The following is a 320-nucleotide window of genomic DNA, read 5'->3' as shown; positions in this document are numbered from 1 at the left end:
TCTGGGCACCGACGACACGAAGCGCGACGTGCTGGCGCGCATCATCTACGGCTTCCGGCTCTCGATCCTCTTCACGATCATCGTCACCACGCTCGCGAGCGTGGTGGGCATCGTCGCCGGCGCCGTCCAGGGCTTTTTCGGGGGCTGGCTGGACCTCATCTTCCAGCGCATCATCGAGATCTGGCAGGCGACGCCGGCACTCTACATCATCATCATTCTCTTCGCGATCCTGGGGCGAAGTTTCTGGCTGCTGGTCCTGCTGACCGTGCTCTTCGGCTGGACGGCGCTCGTGGGCGTGGTGCGCGCCGAGTTCCTGCGCG

Annotated in this window: 1 protein-coding gene; it reads left to right on the top strand. The window is 65.0% G+C overall.

The annotated features are described in order from the left end of the window. On the top strand, positions 1-320 hold a 320-nt coding region (locus tag AB6A65_RS16850), incomplete at both ends, for an ABC transporter permease subunit (protein WP_371039526.1).

This window comes from Rhodosalinus sp. FB01 (assembly GCF_041365715.1).
GTDB lineage: Bacteria > Pseudomonadota > Alphaproteobacteria > Rhodobacterales > Rhodobacteraceae > Rhodosalinus.
This window is presented reverse-complemented; position numbering and strand designations above follow the sequence as displayed.